Raw genomic sequence first — 19,134 nt, 5'->3', positions numbered from 1 at the left:
CCACTGCCCGCCGGCCTAGTCGCTCTCCAAGAAGGCGCCGGTCTGGCGGTCCCACAGGCGCTCGTACTCCCCGCCGGCATGGGCGAGCTCGGCGTGCGCGCCGTCCTCCACGATGCGCCCGTCCGCGAGCACCACGATGCGGTCGAGGGCGGCCACCGTGGAGAGCCGGTGCGCGACGACGATCGAGGTGCGCCCGGCCATGAGGTTCTCGAGGGCGTCCTGCACGAGCGCCTCGGACTCGCTGTCGAGCGCGCTCGTCGCCTCGTCGAGCACGAGGATCGGCGCGTCGGTCAGGATCGCCCGGGCGATCGCCACGCGTTGGCGCTGCCCGCCGGAGAGCTTGACGCCGCGCTCGCCGACCATCGTGTCGAGCCCCTCGGGCAGCCTCTCGATGAACTCGGCGGCGTTGGCGAGCCGCGCGGCGCGCCAGATCTCGTCGTCGCTCGCGCCCGGCCTGCCGTAGGCGATGTTCTCGCGGATGGACCGGTGGAAGAGCAGCGCCTCCTGGGGCACGTAGGCGATGTTGCGCCGCAGGCTCTGCTGGCTGCAGAGGCTGATGTCCTGCCCGTCCACGTAGACGTGGCCGCTCTGGACGTCGTCGAGGCGCAGCAGCAGCTTGGTGAGGGTGGTCTTACCCGAGCCCGAACGGCCCACCAGGCCGACGCGCTGGCCTGCGGGGATGTGCAGCGTGAGGTCGCTGAACACCTTCTCCCCCCGGGCGGCGTCGCGGTACGCGAAGCTCAGGTGCTCGAAATCGATCCTGCCGCGGTCGACCTCGAGCGGCTGCGCGTCGGGGGCGTCCTCCACAAGGCGCGGCTCGTCCAGGATGCGCGTCATCTCGGAGGCGTCGCCCAGGGCGCGGTTGATGCGCTGCATCATGGAGTTGATGTAGTTGAAGCGCATGGACAGCTGGTAGGTGTAGGTGAACATCATCACGAGCGTGCCCGCGGAGATGCCGAACCAGGCGTTGCCGCCCGCCACGAAGATGGAGACCACGAGCATGATGACCGTGATGATGGTGCTCGTGGTGAACCCGCGCCGCATGGTGGCGTGCATGCTGCGCGAGTCCGCCTCGCGCGCCTGCTGGGCGGCGTCCTCGAACAGGCCCTTCTCGTAGTCCTCGCGCCCGCAGGTCTTGACGGCGAGGATGTTGGTCACCGCGTCCGAGAGCACGCCCGAGAGGCGGTTCTGCGCGGCGGCGCCCTTCTGCGCGAGCGGCAGGATCTTGTGGTAGAGGTGGGTGGCGATCGCCACGTAGGCGACGAGCAGCACCGTGAGGATGGCCATGTAGCCCGGCACCACCGGGGCGAGCGTCGCGAACGTGCAGACGACCGAGGCCACCGTGGGGATGAGCGAGTAGACCACCACGTCGACGAGCGCCGAGTAGCCGCTCGTGAAGCGCGTGGTCTGGCTCACGAGGCTGCCGCCGAAACGGCTCGTGTGGAAGGTCATGGACTGGTTGGAGAGCGTGTCGAAGCACAGGCGCGAGAGGTGGTAGTTCCCGTTGATCTGCAGCTTGTACACCGCGTAGTCCTGCAGCTTGGAGAACGCCTGGCCGAACGCGTTGACGAGCAGGAGCGCGAGGACGTAGGGGCCGAACACCTCCGCGACCCGGTCGCTCGGCACCGGGGAGGCCTGCACCCGGTCGACGATCAGGCCCATCACGTAGGTGTTGGCGTAGGTGAGCAGCGCGATATAGCCGGCGGAGGTGACGACGGCGAGCGCGGCGATGCCGGGTCGCATCCGGGTGACATCCCAGAAGCGCGCGAGCGTGCGGCGGACGGTTGAGCGCTGGAGCGGGGCGAGCGGCATACTCGGTCCTTTCCACGGGGTTTCAGGCCCGTTCGGGGCCTGCTGGGGGTTCAGGCCGTTCGGGGCCTGCTGGGATTTCCGCCAAGAGAGGGTAGCACGTCGAGGGGACCGTGTCGCCGCTTGAGCGCGGGCTGCTGCCCCCGTTCTGACCGTTGTGGCTGTTTTGTTGGCATTTCTTATGCAATTTCGAGAGCTCTTTATACATCGCTGATCCGGCGCCCTTCTCAACCTCGCTCGATGTCGCACCGAGCGCGGCTCGACCGCGAATTCCGACCCCCTTCGCCCCATGTGGCGGGCACATCACCATGAACGGGGGCCGCGACCGGCGCGGTCTCGCACGGGATTGGAGGGTCGGCATGACGACGTACGGGTACGCGCGGGTATCGACCAAGGAGCAGAACGTGAGCAGGCAGCTCGACGCCCTGCTCGCGTTCCCTCTCGAGGAGCGCGACATCTATGTGGACTATTACTCCGGGGCGAGCTTCAGCAGGCCGACGTACCAGCGCCTGCTGCGCCTCATGGCGGAAGGCGACGTGCTCGTGGTGACGAGCATCGACCGGTTGGGGCGCAACTACAAGGAGATCCTCGAGCAATGGCAGGATCTGACGCGGGTGCGCGGCGTCGATATCGTCGTGCTGGATATGCCGCTGCTCGATACGCGGGCGTCGGACCGCGACCTCACCGGCACGTTGATCGCGGACATCGTGCTGCAGCTGCTCTCGTATGTCGCGCAGGTCGAGCGCGAGAACATCCGCCAGCGCCAGGCGGAGGGCATCGCCGCCGCGCGGGCGCGCGGGATGCGCTTCGGCCGGCCGCCGATCGCGCGTCCGGAGGCGTACCGCGGCATCCGGCAGCGCGTGTCCCGAGGGGAGCTCACGCACGTGCGCGCCGCGCAGGAGCTGGGCGTGTCGCGCTCGACGTTCGAGAAGTGGCTGCGCGAGGACCGCGGGATGTAGGCCCGTCGGAGGCGGTGCGGGGATCGGCCGCACCGCAGCCGCCGCGATCGGACAGGGGGTCGGACATGTGGAGCCGAATCATATGTGACACCCTGCGCATTCAAGTCCGAAAACCGGGGAAATGCCCGGTCCCGCGGGTGACGCTGCCCGAGAAATACAGGTAAAGACAGCGTAAAAAGGTAGACCTTTCGGTTTCCAACAATGCCGACGGCACGTTCTCCTTCGACGCGGTCGAGTTCGACTCGTCGGATGCCGATCAGGGCGATGTCATCACGTTCTACATTGCCGAGGTCGTGCCGGAGAACGCCGTCGCGACCGTCGGTGCGGTCGCAGCCGGTGCCGGCGCGGCGATCAAGCGTCGTCGCAAGTAGCGATTCCCTGCGCACGGTCCATCCGCTGCGCCTGATCTCGGAGTTCGCGGCGAGCGCTGCTCGCGCGTGCTCATAGCGCGTCCGGCCCACATTCCCGACCCCGGACCGGCGCGCCGTTGCCCGGCCTCGACCCCCAACCCTCGAGGCCGGGCGTTTTTGTGCCGCGATTCCGTGCGCCGGCGTTCGGTCGCGAGGCGCCTGCCCTATGCTCCCAGCTCCGTGATGGGCACGACGTGCACGCCGGCAGGCGTCACGCGGCAAAACGTCGCTTTGCCCACGAGCACGGCGAGGAAGGAAGGCTCCCGGTTTTGCGCAGCAGGGTTCCGCTCGACCTTCTCCTTAAGCCTGAGTAGACTGCGCTCCGCCTCGGGGACCTTCTGCTCGTTGAGCTTCACCTCAAAGGCGCCCCATCTGCCATCGGGGAGCTCGATGATGATGTCCACCTCGAGACCGTCCGCGTCGCCGTAATAGCAGACCGCCGGATTGGGCATGAGTCCCATGGCGGAGCAGTAGATTCGGACATCTCGCAGACACAGCTCCTCAAAGAGCGTGCCGAAGACCTGCGGTTCGCGCAGGAGGCGTTCAGGCGTCATGCCGAGAAGCGAGGCGGGGAGAGATGGGTCGACAAACGTGCGCTTGGGCTTCGAACGGATGCGCGACTTCGATTTGACGGGCGCGTCCCATCCGGGCTGGTTCTCGATGAAGTACTGGTCCTCGAAAAACGCGATATACGGGGCAAGCGCGTTGCGATACATCGAGTTCGAGGCGACTTCCATTGGTTCCCCGTCGGTGATGTCAGCATACATCGTCTTGTACGTCATGGCGGTACCCAGATTGCGCGCGAGCGACGTGGCGAGCTTCCGTGCCCGTCTTCCGTCTATGCCGCGTTGGGCGGCGCTGATGGAAAACAAGGCGTCGAGGTATTGGGCGGGCAGGTCGCCGATGAACTCATCCTCCGATTCGATCGTCGCCGGCCAGCCGCCCCGGCAGACTGCGCGTGCGAGTGCCCTTGTATCGACGACGACCGGTTTCGTTGTGCGAGCACCCTCAAAGAGGCCGGATAGGGAGACCGCTCCTGTCGATTCACCGCTTTCGTAAAGGCTCATCGGCCGCATTTCCATGGTGGCGATGCGGCCGGCCCCGCTATGCGAAACCTTTGCCTTGTCGACGGTTGAGGAGCCGGTGAGTAGGTACTGCCCGCGCACGTTCCCGCTTTCGTCGATGCTTCGGCGTACGGCGTCCCATACATCGGGGACGTCCTGCCACTCGTCGATGATATGGGGGCGTTCCCCTTCCAGCGCCAGCGATACGTCGAGCTCCGCCATCTGCTTTGCGTTGGCATCGTCGAGATGGATGATGCTCTCGCCGTGCGCCATGCTCGTCCAGGTCTTTCCGCAGAATTTCGGTCCGGCGACCTCGACCGCTCCGAATGTGCGGAGGCGCCGGTCGAGAACAGTATCGAGAAGGCGGGGCATGTAGCCATAGGGAACGATACTCATGCGGATCTCCTGCGGGTAGAACGGTCGACTGATGCGCTGCCAATATGAGTCTAGCATTTCCGAGGAATAAATCTAATAAAATCGAGTGAGCATGATAATATTTTCGAGCGATTTTGAGATGCATTTTCGAGGATGAGACGCATCGGCGTTCGGTCGCGTCGCGCCATCTTCGCAGCCTCGTCCCGCGAGAACGGCCCGCGGCCCCGCCCCGGGCCGTTCTCGCTCCGGTCGGGCCTCCGCCGGCATCACGCGTCGGACTTCTCCGTGCCCGGGCTCCCCATCCCGCTGCGTCGCCCCACACGTTCCCCACACGTTCCGGAACCCGTCGTTCCCCATCCCCGCGTAACCGTCCGTTCATGTAATAAACACGCGGTTGAAGCTCCGGGCGCCCCCGCGTGCAACATGCTGTGGTCGCACGACCTGCGCCGACGGTGCCCGTGCAGCGGTTATTCAACCCACGAACACTATATATAGTGGTGCCGTTTACAGAACCACTCAAGATATGGGAAGTTCGCACCACCTCGCTTGATAGAATCAAGAACGCCGGCCGCGCGCCTGACCGCGCGGCCGGCTGTCCCGAATCCCCCGCACCCCGCGCGGCGCCGTCGTGTCCGCACGGGGTGCGATACTGCGACCACACGAGGAAAGCGAGGTTGCCCATGACCCAGACGATCCGCGACCGCATCGCCCGCCGCTTCACCGCCGCGCTCGACGATCCGCAGAACGCAGGCAAGACCGTCTACGACCTGTTCTCCTGGACCCGCCGCGACGTCCACCTCACCGACTACAAGACCGGCCGCGTCCTGTGCGACATGCACGACCTTGAGTTCCCGGAGCAGTACTCGCAGAACGCGGTGGACATCATCGCGTCCAAGTACTTCCGCCGCGCCGGCGTCCCGGGCGAGGGCCACGAGACCTCGATGCGCCAGGTCGCGCACCGCATGGTGGACTTCTGGGTCGCCGCCCTCGTCGACGAGGGGCTGGTGGAGGAGGGCGAGCAGGCGCAGGTCCTCTACGACGAGCTCGTCTTCCTGGTCCTCGACCAGCGCTTCGCGCCCAACTCGCCCCAGTGGTTCAACACGGGCCTCAAGCGCGCCTACGGCATCGCGGGCGAGCCGCAGGGCATGTACTACGTGGACCCCGCCACCGGCGAGATCGTGGAGTCCGCCGACCAGTACACGCGCACGCAGGCCTCCGCCTGCTTCATCGTGAGCGTGGAGGACAAGCTCCTGGGCGACCACTCCATCTCCGACGAGTTCGTGACCGAGACCAAGCTGTTCAAGGGCGGCTCGGGCACGGGGTCCAACTTCTCGGCCCTGCGCGCCGAGGGCGAGAAGCTCTCCGGCGGCGGCGTGTCGAGCGGCGTGATGAGCTTCCTGCGCGGCCTCGACCGCAACGCCGACGCCATCAAGAGCGGCGGCACCACGCGCCGCGCCGCCAAGATGGTGTGCCTGGATATCAACCACCCGGATATCGAGAAGTTCATCACCTGGAAGGCGCGGGAGGAGGACAAGGCCCTCGCCCTCATGCGGATGGGCTACGACGGGGACATCAACGGGGAGGCCTACGCCACGGTCTCCGGCCAGAACTCCAACAACTCCCTGCGCATCGACAACGAGTTCATGAAGAAGGTCGACAACCTGGACGCCGACCCGGAGGCGACCTACCGCCTGCGCGGGCGCGTCGACCCCAGCCGCGACGCCGAGGTCTCGGTCTCCCATATCTGGGACGTCTTCAACGAGAGCGCCTGGCGCTGCGCCGATCCCGCGCCCCAGTTCTCGGACACCTTCAACGAGTGGCACACCTGTCCTGCCGGCGAGGACGGTCAGGTGGGGGCGCCCTACAACCGCCTGAACTCCACGAACCCGTGCGGGGAGTACGCGTTTCTGGACGATTCGAGCTGCAACCTGGGCTCCATCAACATCTACCGCTTCTACGACCCCGAGGCCGACGCCTTCGACGTCGAGGGGTACGCGCACGCGATCGACATCGCCCAGCTCGCGCTCGAGGCGTCCATCGCCTGGGGCCAGTTCCCCACGCGCGATATCGCGCGCCGCACCTACCGGTTCCGCACCACGGGCCTCGGCATCTCCAACCTGGCGAGCCTGCTGATGGCCAAGGGCCTGCCCTACGACTCGCCCGAGGCCCGCGCGCTGGCCTCGGCCATCGTGGGCATGCTCACGGGCCGCAGCTACGCCGTCTCGGCGCTCATGGCCGCGGCGGTGGGCCCGTTCGCGTGCTACGAGATCAACCGCCCGCACATGATGCGCGTGATCCGCAACCACGCGCGCGTCGCCGGTGCCCGCGACGACGCCTACGAGAACCTCACCGTCCGGCCGCCCGCGGTCGACCGGGAGCTGCTCGGGCGCATGGGCGACGGCGCGCTGGCGGACGCCCTGGTGGCCTCGTGGCGGGAGGCCGAGGAGCTCGGCGAGCGCTGCGGGTACCGCAACGCCCAGGTCACCGTCATGGCGCCGACGGGCACCATCTCCTTCGCCATGGACTGCGGGGCGACCTCCATCGAGCCGTTCTTCAGCCACATGATCTACAAGAAGCTGTCCGGCGGCGGGTTCATGACGCTCGCCAACCCGGTGATCGGCGACGCCCTGCGCCATCTGGGGTACGCGCCGGAGCAGGTGGAGGAGATTCTGGCGTACGTGCAGGCCACGGACGACGACGGCATGGTCGTCGACGGCAAGATCGAGGGCGCGCCGGGGCTGCGCGACGCCGACCTGCCGGTCTTCGACACGGCGAACGTCTGCGGCACGGGCGAGCGCTTCATCGCGCCCGAGGGCCACGTGCTCATGGTCGCCGCCCTGACGCCGCTGATCTCCGGCGCGATCTCCAAGACGGTCAACCTGCCCAACTCCGCCACCGTGGAGGACTTCAAGGACGTGGTCATGCTCTCCTGGAAGACGGGCTGCAAGGGCATCACGCTGTACCGCGACGGGTCGAAGAACGCCCAGCCGCTCAACAACTCGCTCTCCGACGTCACGGACGGCGAGGACCTGGGCGAGCTGTCCTACGAGGCGCTGCTCGAGTACGCGCGCGGCGCCCAGGAGGAGCTCGCCGAGGCGCGCCGCCCGGCCGAGCGCCGGCGCATCATGGGCATCCGCAGCGGGCGCACCCACCTGGCCCAGATCGACGGCGTGAAGATCTACACCACGGTCAACCGCAACGAGGAGGGGGCGATCTCCGAGCTGTTCGTGACCACCGACCGCGAGGGCACCACCATCATGGGCCTGCTCAACTCGCTGTCCAAGACCATCTCGGTCATGCTCCAGTACGGCATCCCCGCGGAGCGCATCTCCAAGATGCTGCGCGGGCAGATGTACGAGCCCTACGGCTTCGTGCAGAGCCATCCCAATATCAAGTACGTGACCTCGATCTCCGACCTCATCTCCAAGGTGATCGACATCGAGCTGGGGGATTACACGCGCGTGCAGGTGAAGCCCGAGGGCTGGACGCCCGGCGGCGCCCCCGTCGCCGCGGCGCCTGCCGTCCAGGCTCCGGCCGTCGAGGACGAGGAGCCCGCGGTGAGCGGGGAGGAGCTCTCGCGCCTGGTGGCGGCGAAGGAGGACGAGCTGCGCGAGGAGACCGGCCAGCTCGACCGGGGCGACAAGTACACGCAGGCGTTCGTGAGCGAGGCCGTGCACGACACGGCGATCCACGGCGAGCGACTGTACGACGGGAGCATCTGCCCCACCTGCGGCAGCTCGCGCATGGTGCAGAACGGCACCTGCAAGGTGTGCATGGACTGCGGGACCACCACCGGCTGCAGCTGATCGGGTGACGGCGCGCCGCGCTCGGACGCCGGGTGCGTCGCGGCGCGACACCGGTCCGGTACGCGAGTCCCTTCCGGCGCGTGCCGGCACGGGCGCTGCGGGACGATCCGCGGCCGCCTCATGACAGGGCGCCGGGCTCCGACGGGGAGCCCGGCGCCCGTTTCGCATGCGCCGCGGGGTGCGCCGCGGCGCCTACCGCTCCATCTTGAGGACGACCTCGATATCGGGGGCGACCTGCGCGGCGAACGCCTCTCCGTCCTGCGGCTCGCCGGCGACGCTGCCGTAATGCGTGGGGATGGCGACGCGGGGCTGCAGGGCGTTGACGAACTCGGCCGCCTGCGAGGCGTCCATCGTGTAGGTGCCGCCCACCGGCACGAGGGCCACGTCGCACGGGACCTGCATGTTGTCCGGGTTCCGGTCGGTGTCGCCCGCCACGTACAGGCGCGCGCCGTCGACGGTGAGCACGTAGCCCACCCAGCCGTTCCCGCGCGGATGGAACCCCAGGCGCTCGGGCATCACGTTGTAGGCGGGCACGGCGGAGATCCGGATGCCGTCGAGCTCGACGGCCTCGCCCGCCTGCAGGGTGCGGACGTCGTCGATGCCGGCGCGCGGTGCCTCGCCGGCCATGGAGGCCGGCACGACGAGCCGCGTCCCGGGCTTCGCGACGCGGGCGATGTCCTCGGGCGAGAAGTGGTCGTAGTGCGCATGGGTGATGCAGACGATGTCGGCGTCGTGCGTCTCGTCGACCAGGTCGTAGGGGTCGACGTACACGACGGTGCCCGCCTCGGCCTCGATGCGGATGCTGCTGTGGGTGAGGACGCGGATGCGGTCCAGGTTCAGGCTTCTCATGATGGCTCCTAACGTCGGATCCGCGCGGGGCTTCGGGCCCTGCCCGGTCGTTGTCTGTATGTACCCGCGACCTAGGGGGTCGTTTCCGTCGCGGACCCGACGTTACAGACACCGAACACGGCGCACAGCGGCTTCATCTGCGAGAGGTTCGGCTTGGGTGCGGGCCGGGTTCGGGGAGCGGCGGTTACTCCATAGCCTGAACGTTCCAGAGCCCGAACGTCACGGAGAGCGGGGCGTCCGGGTTGAGCGTCATGTCGTCGGGGTACACCGTCATCGAGATGAGATGGGTCGTCGGGGTGCCGAAGTAGGTGTCATCGGCGGAGAAGTTGCCCAGTATGCGCGTCTCATCGAAGGGCGACGGCCCGACCGTGCTCTCGGTGAAGGCGCCCAGGCCCAGGGTGTCCGCGACCTGGCGGGCGACCGCCTCGTACTCGGAGGGGTCCCGCTCCGTATAGGAGAGCCAGACGGTGTAGCCGGTGGGGAGGGTGCCCTCGGCGAGCGTCTCATATCCGAGGTTCTCCGCCCCGTCGACGAACACAGGGTCCTCGACGGTCACGGTGATATTCACGGTGGGATCCGAGTCCTCGAAGGGGTTGTCCGCGGGCTGACCCGAGAACGTGGTCTCGCAATACCTGTATCCGCTCTGCTCCTCTTCGTAGTAGTTGTCGGCTGTGATCTCGAAGTCCAGCAGCTCGAGGTCGCTCGCGATATCGGCGACCGGACGCTCGTAGAACGTCTTGTCCTGCCAGGCGGTCAGCTCCGCCTGCGGCGTCTGCTCGGCCGCCGCCGCAGGTGCCGAACCCTGCGTCGCGGACCCGGTCGACCCGGCGGGCTGCGTTCCCTGGCTGCATCCGGCGATGAGCGCCGTCGACAGGCACAGAACCGGCACGATCATACGCGTGAACCTCATATCCCTCACTCCGTTCCTTCACGGGCGCCCGGCATCCGGGCGCGTTCCCATCTACAACATATCGGGAAGGCGAGGGGCCGACTGTTGCACAAGTGCACGTGCATCGGCAAGCGGCCGAACGCGCCGCGTGGGTGACCCGTTTGGGGACGGGGTCGAAAGGGGTCGCTTGAGCCTTTTGGGTGAGCCTTTTGGGGACGGGGTCGAAAGGGGTCACGGTGAGCAGCCGACCGTGACCCGTTTGGGGACGGGGTCGGAATGAGTCGCGGATCGGTGCTGCCGTCTTGCCCCGCGCTGCCGACTTGGCGCAGGTCCTGCGCGCGGCCGGTTCGCCCTGCGCGGGCACGGGGAGGCTCGCCGCGACCTCCCGCCGGGTCGCCGTCCTCGCTATGCGCGTACTGCATAGCGGGATGGCGACCCGGCATTGTACTTCGCTGCCGGGCGCTCCCAGAATGGGGGTGTACGGAAACGGGCGCGGCCCGACCGGACCTCGGTCGAGACGGGCCGCGCCGCATGCGAGAGAGAGGCAAGCCATGGAGTATCTGAAGCTCAACAACGGCGTCGAGATGCCCGTCGAGGGCCTGGGCACCTTCCTGATGACCCCGGCGGAGGCCGAGGCCGTATCGCTCGCGGCGCTCGAGGCGGGTTACGAGCATATCGACACCGCGAACGCCTACATGAACGAGAAGGCCGTGGGCCGCGCCATCGCCAAGAGCGGTGTTGACCGCGAGAAGCTGTTCGTGTCCACCAAGCTGTGGCCGAGCGTGTACGAGGCGGGCGACGCCGCCGTCGACGGGACCCTCGCGCGCCTGGGCCTCGAGTACGTGGACATGCTGATCCTGCATCAGCCGGTGGGCGACTACCTCGCCGCATGGAAGACGATGGAGAAGGCGTACCGCGACGGCAAGGTCCGCGCGCTCGGCCTCTCCAACTTCCCGCAGGACAAGATCGCCGAGGTCATCGAGGCCGCCGAGATCAAGCCCCAGCTGGTGACCGTCGAGTGCTACCCGTACCTGCGCGCCGCGCTCAAGGACGACGGTACGGGGGCCGGGCGCCGGCAGCGAGGCGCGGGGCCGTTCTGTCCGTCAGCGCGCCCTGCGGCTCGGCGAGACAAAGGCGTGCATGCACGCGATTGTCTCGCTCCGGATGCGTGCCGTCCGATCATGATGCGGTCATGGGGCTGCTCGCGAAGGCGGGCAAGGACGTGGTCGAGTTCGTCGGCATCATGCCCAACCCCACCTACGCCAAGGTCCAGGAGGGTGCGAAGCTGGCGCGCGAGAAGGGCGTCGACTTCATCCTCGCCGTGGGCGGCGGCAGCGTCATCGGCTGCGTGAAGATCGTCTCGGTCCAGGCCAAGACCGACCGCGACGTGTGGAAGATGGAGTTCTCCGACCACGAGTTCCCCACCGAGGGCATCCCCATGGGCGCCGTCGTCACCATCTTCGGCACCGGCGCGGAGATGAACAACGGTGCGGTCATCACCAACGAGGCCGCCAAGCGGAAGAACGGCATGGCGGGCAGCTTCCACAGCTTCGCCGTGCTCGACCCCGCCTACACGCTGTCCGCGCCCATGAAGCAGGCGCTCTCCGGCGCGTTCGACATGCTCAGCCACGGCATGGAGACCTACTTCGGCGCGCCGCATGACGGCAACCTGCCCGACCTCATCGCCGAGGCGAACATGCGCTGCATCATCGAGAACACGCGCAAGATGATCGCCGCGCCCGCGAAGTTCGCGCGCTTCGCCACCGAGGTCTGGGGCATCGACACGGCGGGCACAGGACCGCCTAGCTGGCCGCGCCGTTGCCGGGATGGGGACAGGCCCGGAGCCGCCGCGACCGTGCTCGCGGTGGGAGTGGGGAGATCGTGCGGGTCCGTCCCCATCCCGGCACGGGGGCCCTGGAGGCCTCGCCGGATAGACGGGGCGGCCCCCGCGTCATGGTTTCATGGCGCGGGGGCTCGTCATGACGCGGGGAACCGCCCTATCTGTCATGATGACACGGGGGACTGCCCCGTCTGCCGCTATCCGTCACGACCGGGAGGTGCGCCATGTCGGACGCATTCGTGGAAAGGCTGCCGCTCGCGCAGACGACGATCGACTACGACGTCGACCGTCGCGGCGAGGAGGGCCTGCTCGACCGGCTGCTCGCCGACGACCGGACCCGCGTGGTGCTCGTCAACAGGGGGCTCGTGGCGGTCCCCAAGCACGCGGCCGCCGCGGCGCCGACGGCGCTCGACTGCGCCGACGACCCGGCGGCCCCCCGGCCCGACGCCGCCGCCCCGACCGGCGAGGTCGCCCTCGCGCTGCTCGGTTCGGCGGAGGTCCGCGCGGAAGCGTCCCGTCCGGGCTGCCTGCTCATCTACCTCGGCATCGACCGCTCGGAGAAGCCGGCCGTGCCCTACCTCGCCCTCGATATCACGCGCGCCCCGGATTCCGCGGCGCCCCTGTCCGCGGGCGCCGACCACGAGCAGGGCGCGTCGGCGGTGACGCTCGCCCAGCGGGCGCTGAGGGACTTCGACTGGGTCGAGCTGCGCTCCCTGGCGCCGTGCGCCTCCGTGCGGGACGCGGGGCTCGCCACGAGCGCGGTCGCGGTGAGCACCTGGCATGCCCATCAGCGCTTCTGCCCGGCGTGCGGGCACCCGGTCGAGCCCGCCCTCGCGGGATGGGCCCAGACCTGCACCGGCCCCGACGACGGGGACCGCCTCCTGTTCCCCCGCATCGAGCCCGCGGTCATCACGGTGATCGTGGACGATGACGACCGGGTCCTGCTGCAGCACAACGCCGCATGGCGGCCGCGCTTCCACTCGGTCTCCGCCGGTTTCGTGGAGGCGGGCGAGAGCCTGGAACACGCGGTCAGGCGCGAGGCGCGCGAGGAGGTGGGGGTCGAGCTCGACGAGGTGGGCTACCTCGGGTCGCAGAGCTGGCCGTTCCCCGCGTCGATCATGCTCGCCTTCCGCGCCCGCGCATGCGACGGGGAGGTGCGCGCGGACGGGGAGGAGGTCTCCTCGGTGCGCTGGTTCACCCGTTCGGAGCTCGCCGCCGCCCTCGCGCGGGGCGAGGTCGAGCTCCCCGGCCGCGCGTCGATCGCGCGCCATATGATCGAGGACTGGTACGGCGGCCCGATCGGCTGACGCCGCGGTCCGTCCCGCGGGGCTGGCCCGGCCGTCGACGCGGGGTGCCGGTCGGCATGTGCGGTGACAGATGGGACAGGCCCGCGTGGGAAAATAGTGCCTGTCACCTTTTTCCCACGATGCGGCTGCGGGTGGGAAAAAAGTGACAGGCACTTTTTTCCCGCATAGCTGGATGTTCCGTGAGATCGCCTGCGGGCTGGTAGGATGCCGGTAACCGTGACGAGGAGGATCCCATGGCCCAGACCGTGCTGGTCGCCGAAGACGACCCGGATATCGTCGAGCTGCTGACGCTCTACCTCTCGGGCAGCGGATACGAGGTCGTCGCCGCCGGCGACGGGGAGCAGGCGCTCGAGCTGCTGCGCACGCGCCCCGTGGACGTGGCGCTCGTGGACATCATGATGCCGCGCATGAACGGCTACGACCTCATCAAGGCGGTGCGCGCCGAGAGCGATATCCCCGTCATCATCGTCTCCGCGCGCAGCATGCCCGCCGACAAGATCGTCGGGCTCGACGCCGGTGCGGACGGGTACATCTCCAAGCCTTTCGACCCGCTCGAGGTGACCGCCTACATCCGCGCCGTCCTGCGCCGCAGCTCCCCCGATGCGGCCCGTGCCGCCTCCGAGGGCGCCGCGCCCGGCCCGGATGCCGCGGGCTCGCCCGCCGGCGTGGCGGCGTCGGCTGTGGTGACCTGCGGGGAGCTCGCCTTCGACACCGAGCGCCTCGTGCTCTCCAAGCGCGGCGAGCCCGTGGCGCTCACCGCCGCCGAGCTCAAGATCATGGCCGCCTTCATGTCCGCCCCGGGGCGCGTGTTCAGCAAGGACCAGCTCTACGCTTGCGTGAACGGCGAGCCCGCCGTGGGCGGCGCGGGCAGCGTGATGGTGCACATCTCCAACATCCGCGCCAAGCTCGAGGACGACCCGCTGCGCCCCCGCTTCATCAAGACCGTCCGCGGCCTGGGGTACCGGCTCGATGGCTAGCACCGAGAGCCCCCGCACCGGGCACGGGGCCCGCGCCGGCCGCGCGACCCGCACCGAGGGCCCCCGCACCGGGCACGGGGCCCGCGCCCGCCTGCGCGGCGCATGGGAGGCGGTCCGCACGAGCCTCGCGGTCCGCTGCCTCGCCGTGGTGGTGGCCTACGCGCTGGCGGTCATGGCGCTGTTCTCCGGCATCGGCGCGGTGGGCGAGGCGATGCTCGACAACGCCTTCCCCTCCATGGAGACCGTGCTCGAGCGCGAGGCCGAGCTCGCGCGCGACGACTTCGCGGCGCTGCAGTCCCCCGCGTTCGAGAACTGCCTGGTCACGGTCTTCGACGGGCGGGGCGCGCGCCTGTACGCCTCGAACGAGAAGGCGGCGCGCAAGGTGCGCTCGACGGACCTCCCGCTCATCAACGGGTACGAGGAGAACGCCTTCTACGAGGTCTTCCGCGAGCGCGCGGACGACGGCTCGACCCGCTACCGCATCATGCTGTGCACCTACGACGAGCAGAGCGACTACAGCAAGGTCGTCGAGTCCTGGTGCGTGCTCGACGAGGGGCTGCAGATCGTGGAGGGCGACCTGTTCTCGGGCAGGACCGCGCTCACGCAGCGGGAGTTCGACTTCATCACGGGCATCTATGACGCGCAGATGACCGTCGAGCGGCTCGACTACCGGACCGAGAACGGGGCGTCCCGCACCCTCGTGCTCGTCGCCCCCATGGTGAGCGACACGCGCTACCAGCAGGTCCTGAACGACGTCTCGGGCATCTCGCTGCTCGGGGCCCCGATCGTGGTCGCACTCACCGCCGTCGCGGCCTGGGCGCTCGTGCGCGTCGCGCGCGGGGCCGCCCGCCCGCTCGACCGCGCCATCGACGCCTACCGCCGCGGGGACGAGGAGGCGGCCGCCGGCGAGCGGGTGCCCACCGAGCTCATGCGCACCTACGGCAACTTCACCGACCTCATGGACGAGCTCGCGGCGTCGCGGCGGGAGCGTCAGCGCATCGTGGCCGACGTCTCGCACGACCTCAAGACCCCGCTGACGGTGATCCGCGGGTACGCGCAGGCGTTCGCCGAGGGCCGCGTGCCGCCGGAGAAGGAGCGCGCCTACCTGCGCGCCATCGCCGAGCGCTCGATCGCGGCGACCGAGCTCATCGACACGCTCGTGAGCTACGCCAAGATGGAGCACCCCGAGTACGAGCCGGCGCTCGTGCGCGCGGACGTCTCCGAGCTGGTGCGCGCGGTCGCCCGCCGCGCCGAGCCATCGGTCGAGCAGGCGGGCTGCTCGCTCGAGGTGGACGCGGCGCCCGGGGCGCTCGCGGAGGTCGACCGCGAGCTGTTCGAGCGCGTCCTGCTCAACCTCGTGGACAACGCCTGGTCCCATAACGCCGCGGGGACGCGGATCCGCGTGAGCTGCGCGCCGGCGGGCGAGGGGGGCGCCGTGCAGGTGAGGGTGGCCGACACCGGCGCGGGCTTCGCGCCGGAGATCGCGGCCCACGCCTTCGAGCCCTTCGTGACCAGCAACGCTGCGCGCTCCTCGGACGGCGGGACGGGCCTCGGGCTGTCCATAGCCCGGCGCGCGGTCGAGCTCATGGGCGGGTCGATCCGCCTGGAGGAGCCGTGCGCCCCGTGGGGCGCCGTCGTGACGGTCGAGCTGCCCGCCGCCGGCCCCGGCGACACGGGGGAGCCCCGCCGGCCCCGGTGATGCCGTCGCGGAAGCCGGTGCGGCGCCCGCCTGCACCCGCCCGCCCTTCGCCCGGTATCCGAACCTAAACGAACCTTAAGCCTGCCTTCAGCCGACCTGAAGGACGCCCCTCCACACTGATAGTCGTCAAGTATCCGTGCCGACGACAGGAGGGCATATGGACGAGTCGATGCGAAGGGCGGTCGCGAGCGCGACCGGTGCGCGCGTCGGCACCCGCATGCGGTACCGGCACACGGCCCTGCGCTTCCTCGAGCGCGGCGCCCATCTGCACCCGGGCAAGACCGCCGTGGTCGACGAGGCGGGCTCGTGCACCTACGGCCAGCTGCTCGACCGCGTCCTGGCGACCGGCACCGCGCTGATCCGGCACGGCTCCGCCGGCATGCCGGTCCTCGTGTTCATGGAGAAGGGGGCGCCGGCGCTCGCCGCGATGCTCGGCGCGCTCGCGGCCGGCGGCTTCTACGTGCCGGTCGACCCGGACGTCCCGCCCGAGCGCGCCGCCCGCATCCTCGCCTCCCTGGCGGCGGGGGAGGGTCCCCGGGGCGCTTCCGGGCAGCGCATCCCGGTCGTCGTCGGCCCCGACACGCGCGAGCGCGCACGCGAGCTGTTCGACGGCGCGGACATCCTGCTCGCAGCCGACCTCGCCGCCGCCGAGCCCGACGTCTCCCTGCTCGACCGCGCCGCCCGCGAGACGGTCGACACCGATCCCGCCTACGTGCTGTTCACCTCGGGTTCGACCGGCGCGCCCAAGGGCGTGGCCGTGAGCCACCGCGCCATCGTCGAGTTCATCGGGAGCTTCGTCGACACGCTGGGCATCCGTTCCGGCGAGGTCGTGGGCAACCAGGCGCCGTTCGACTTCGATGTCTCCGTGAAGGACGTCTACGGCACCCTGGCGGCCGGCGCGACCCTCGTCATCCTGCCGCGCCGTCTGTTCTCGCGTCCCGCCGAGCTCATGGACGCCCTGGTGGAGCACCGCGTGACCACGGTGATCTGGGCCGTCGCGGCGCTGTGCCTGCTGTCGAGCCTGCACGGGCTCGAGCACGCGGAGCTGCCCCGCCTGCGCACGGTGATGTTCAGCGGCGAGGTCATGCCCCTCGAGCACCTGCGCCGCTGGCGCGAGCACGTGCCCTGGGCGCGCTTTGTGAACCTGTACGGCCCCACCGAGGTCACGTGCAACTGCACCTACCACCTGCTCGACCCGGCGCGCCCCTACACGGGCGGGATCCCCTTGGGGCAGCCGTTCCCCAACCGCCGCGTGCTGCTGCTCGACGAGCGGGGCCTCCCGGTGACCGAGCCGGGCGCGGTGGGCGAGCTGTACGTGGGCGGGTCGGCGATCGCGCTGGGCTACTACGGGGACGAGGCGCGCACCGCCGCGTCCTTCGTGCGCCGCCCAGGCTCGCGCGGCGTGCCCGAGACGCTCTACCGCACCGGCGACCTGGCGCGCGTGGGCTCCGCCGGCGAGCTGTTCTTCTGCGGGCGCGTGGACAACCAGGTGAAGCACCTGGGGCACCGCGTCGAGCTCGAGGAGATCGACGCCGCCTTCGAGCGCCAGCCCGGCGTGGACCGTTGCCGCTGCGCCTACGACGCCGACCGGGCGCGCCTCTGCGCGTTCTTCGAGGGCGGGGCGGACCCGGCGGCCCTGCGCCATGCGGTCGCGCGCTACCTCCCGGTGCCGCTCGTCCCGTCGCGCATCGAGCGCGTCGACGCCATGCCCCTCACCAAGAACGGCAAGGTCGACCGCGCCGCCCTGCTCGAGGGGCTGCGGGCGCGCGCCCGCGCCCGGCGCGGCGCCCCGGCGTGAGGCGCCCCCGGCCGCAGGCGGCCCGTTTCTGACGCCGCATCCCGCCCGACGACCCGAATACCCTCCGAGAGCTTCCGAAAGGAGCGTCTTCCATGATCGATCCGACCGTCGCGACCCCGTGCGCCCCCGCGGGGGCGCCGTCCGCGGGCGAGGGCCCCGCCGACGCCGAGCTGTCCGAGCTCGCGCGCGCCTTCGGAACCCCGCTGTACGTCTTCGACGACCGCGAGCTCGCCGCGCGCGTCGCCCGCCTGCGCGCCGCGCTGCCCGCGGGCACGGGCCTGTGCTACGCCATGAAGGCCAACACCTTCATCCTGCCCGAGCTCGCCGGGGTCGTCGACCGCATCGAGGTCTGCTCGCCCGGCGAGTACCGCATCTGCCGCGAGGTCGGCGTGCCCTGCGGGAAGCTCGTGGTCTCGGGCGTGCACAAGGACGATGCGACCGTCGCCGCCGCCGTCGCGGACCGCGCGGGCATCCTCACCGTCGAGTCCCGCGCGCAGATGGAGCTCATCTGCCGCCATGCCCGCGAGCAGGGCGTGCGCGTGCCGGTGCTGCTCCGCCTGTCGAGCGGCAACCAGTTCGGGCTCGACGGCGAGGCGCTGACCGGGCTCGTCCGGGAGCACCTCGGCTCCGGCTGCGTCGAGCTGCGCGGCGTGCAGTTCTTCTCGGGGACCCAGAAAGCGGCCGTCCGCCAGGTCTCCCGGGAGCTCGAGCGCATCGACCGCTTCCTGGCCGAGCTCGAGCTGGCGACCGGCTGGGCGCCGCGGGAGTTCGAGTACGGGCCCGGCCTGCCGGTCGCCTACTTCGAGGCGGACGCCTTCGACGAGGACGCCTGCCTGGCGGCGCTCGCGCGCGGGCTGGAGGGCATGGCGTTCTCCGGCGAGGTCTCGCTCGAGGTCGGCCGCAGCATCGCGGCGAGCTGCGGCACCTACCTCACGCGCGCGGTGGACGCGAAGGTCAACCGCGGCCGGAACTACGCCATCGTGGACGGCGGCATCCATCAGCTCGTCTACTACGGCCGGTCGATGGCCATGCAGCTGCCGCCGTGCCGCGTGCTGGGGCGCGGGCGGGCCGCTCCGGGCGATCGTCCGGTCGAGCCCTGGAACATCTGCGGTTCGCTGTGCACCGTCAACGACGTGCTCGCCAAGCAGCTGCCCCTGCCCGGGCTCGATGTCGGCGACGTGCTGGCCTTCTCGCGCGCGGGCGCCTACTGCGCCACCGAGGGCATCTCGCTGTTCCTGAGCCGCGACCTGCCGGGCGTCGTCGTGATCGACCGTGCGGGCGTCCCCCGATGCGTGCGCGGCGCGCTGCGGACCGACGGCCTGAACACCCCCGCGCCGTCCGTCCCGACCGGC

General features: G+C 69.9%; 13 protein-coding genes and 1 pseudogene. 9 read left to right on the top strand and 5 right to left on the bottom strand.

Annotated elements, in window-relative coordinates; genetic code table 11:
* Positions 1 to 15: 15 nt before the first annotated feature.
* Complete coding sequence (locus PHA29_RS06640; protein ID WP_270848773.1) at positions 16 to 1,812, bottom strand: ABC transporter ATP-binding protein; 1,797 nt, start codon at positions 1,810 to 1,812, stop codon at positions 16 to 18.
* A gap of 356 nt (positions 1,813 to 2,168) precedes the next feature.
* Here PHA29_RS06640 and PHA29_RS06635 point away from each other — a divergent pair, with 356 nt between their 5' ends.
* On the top strand, positions 2,169 to 2,768 hold the full coding sequence (locus PHA29_RS06635; RefSeq protein ID WP_270575301.1) for a recombinase family protein: 600 nt from the start codon (positions 2,169 to 2,171) through the stop codon (positions 2,766 to 2,768).
* Between the two features lie 574 nt (positions 2,769 to 3,342).
* Here PHA29_RS06635 and PHA29_RS06630 read toward each other — a convergent pair.
* On the bottom strand, positions 3,343 to 4,638 hold the full coding sequence (locus PHA29_RS06630; protein WP_270848772.1) for an ATP-binding protein: 1,296 nt from the start codon (positions 4,636 to 4,638) through the stop codon (positions 3,343 to 3,345).
* A gap of 395 nt (positions 4,639 to 5,033) precedes the next feature.
* On the opposite strand from PHA29_RS06630, the gene PHA29_RS06625 reads away from it, so the two are divergent.
* Positions 5,034 to 8,423, top strand: coding sequence for a vitamin B12-dependent ribonucleotide reductase (locus PHA29_RS06625; RefSeq protein ID WP_333491382.1), 3,390 nt, complete (start codon positions 5,034 to 5,036; stop codon positions 8,421 to 8,423).
* A gap of 192 nt (positions 8,424 to 8,615) precedes the next feature.
* Here the strand turns inward: PHA29_RS06625 and PHA29_RS06620 are convergent, their stop codons facing one another.
* Both PHA29_RS06620 and PHA29_RS06615 read right to left on the bottom strand, forming a co-directional pair.
* Complete coding sequence (locus PHA29_RS06620) at positions 8,616 to 9,272, bottom strand: MBL fold metallo-hydrolase (RefSeq protein WP_270403504.1); 657 nt, start codon at positions 9,270 to 9,272, stop codon at positions 8,616 to 8,618.
* 184 nt (positions 9,273 to 9,456) lie between these two features.
* Entirely contained in the window at positions 9,457 to 10,182 is a 726-nt protein-coding gene (locus PHA29_RS06615; RefSeq protein ID WP_270848770.1) for a hypothetical protein, read from the bottom strand.
* A 530-nt stretch (positions 10,183 to 10,712) separates the two neighbouring features.
* Between PHA29_RS06615 and PHA29_RS06610 the strand changes: the two genes are divergently transcribed.
* A complete protein-coding gene (locus PHA29_RS06610; RefSeq protein ID WP_270848768.1) occupies positions 10,713 to 11,513 on the top strand; it encodes an aldo/keto reductase in 801 nt (266 codons plus the stop codon).
* Positions 11,405 to 11,668 (top strand): annotated as a pseudogene (locus PHA29_RS10670) (iron-containing alcohol dehydrogenase); the annotation flags it as partial. The gene PHA29_RS06610 and the pseudogene PHA29_RS10670, both read left to right, overlap by 109 nt.
* A gap of 134 nt (positions 11,669 to 11,802) precedes the next feature.
* Here the strand turns inward: PHA29_RS10670 and PHA29_RS06605 are convergent.
* Complete coding sequence (locus tag PHA29_RS06605; protein ID WP_270403509.1) at positions 11,803 to 11,955, bottom strand: hypothetical protein; 153 nt, start codon at positions 11,953 to 11,955, stop codon at positions 11,803 to 11,805.
* A gap of 270 nt (positions 11,956 to 12,225) precedes the next feature.
* Between PHA29_RS06605 and nudC the strand changes: the two genes are divergently transcribed.
* From nudC to PHA29_RS06580, 5 genes are all read left to right on the top strand, one after another.
* On the top strand, positions 12,226 to 13,308 hold the full coding sequence (nudC, locus tag PHA29_RS06600) for an NAD(+) diphosphatase (RefSeq protein WP_270848765.1): 1,083 nt from the start codon (positions 12,226 to 12,228) through the stop codon (positions 13,306 to 13,308).
* A gap of 233 nt (positions 13,309 to 13,541) precedes the next feature.
* Entirely contained in the window at positions 13,542 to 14,285 is a 744-nt protein-coding gene (locus PHA29_RS06595; RefSeq protein WP_270848763.1) for a response regulator transcription factor, read from the top strand.
* Positions 14,278 to 15,984 (top strand): sensor histidine kinase, encoded by a 1,707-nt coding sequence (locus tag PHA29_RS06590; protein ID WP_270848762.1) that lies wholly within the window; start codon positions 14,278 to 14,280, stop codon positions 15,982 to 15,984. The genes PHA29_RS06595 and PHA29_RS06590 overlap by 8 nt, the downstream gene beginning before the upstream one ends.
* A 157-nt stretch (positions 15,985 to 16,141) precedes the next feature.
* Positions 16,142 to 17,782: an amino acid adenylation domain-containing protein gene (locus PHA29_RS06585; protein ID WP_270848761.1), complete on the top strand. Its 1,641-nt coding sequence runs from the start codon at positions 16,142 to 16,144 to the stop codon at positions 17,780 to 17,782.
* Between the two features lie 92 nt (positions 17,783 to 17,874).
* A partial coding sequence (locus PHA29_RS06580) for a diaminopimelate decarboxylase family protein (protein ID WP_270848760.1) occupies positions 17,875 to 19,134 on the top strand: 1,260 nt, incomplete at its 3' end.

This window comes from Candidatus Collinsella stercoripullorum (assembly GCF_027669965.1).
Taxonomy (GTDB): domain Bacteria; phylum Actinomycetota; class Coriobacteriia; order Coriobacteriales; family Coriobacteriaceae; genus Collinsella; species Collinsella stercoripullorum.
The sequence above is the reverse complement of the archived record's forward strand: the minus strand, read 5'-3'. Positions and strand labels throughout refer to the sequence as shown.